Annotated in this window: 1 pseudogene; it reads right to left on the bottom strand. The window is 66.0% G+C overall.

The features are described from left to right. Window positions 1–503 (bottom strand): annotated as a pseudogene (locus ACFOSH_RS45090) (IS1380 family transposase); the annotation flags it as partial. Window positions 504–517: the final 14 nt, after the last annotated feature.

Consider the following 517-nt stretch of genomic DNA (forward strand, 5'->3'; position numbering starts at 1 on the left):
CGGGCGGGGATGCCGATCAGGTGCCGGCGCAGTGTGCCGGTGCGGGCTTTGGCGTGGAAGACGCTGGTCAGGCAGCCTGTGGCGCGTAGCAGGTTGTGGGTGAGGACCGCGAGGGTGAGCCAGGCGTGGTTGGCGGGGAACCGGCCGGAGGGGAAATGCGCTAGGGCGGAGTCGTTGAGGTCGGCGAAGACCTGCTCGATGATCGCGTGCTCGCGGTGGTATTTGTCGGCGATGGGCAGGTCGAACCGGGTGTCGGTGAACACCGCGTGATAGTTGAAGACGCGGAACAACTCGCCCTGGTCGTTCCGCTTGAACCTCGGGGTGCGGCGGACCAGCAGCCGTGCGGTGACCTGACGGCCGGGATTCTCGGCGGCGTGGACGAACGCGGTCAGGGTGGTTTCGGCGATCTCGGCGTGTGTGATCAACTCGCCGGTCTCAGGATCGGGAATCGGGTGCCGGTAAGCGATCTCGGTCCAGGCGTCATCGTCGATGTCGTTGATCACGTTCTTCACTGCCG

The sequence above is a fragment of the Amycolatopsis speibonae genome, assembly GCF_042647925.1.
GTDB lineage: Bacteria > Actinomycetota > Actinomycetes > Mycobacteriales > Pseudonocardiaceae > Amycolatopsis > Amycolatopsis speibonae.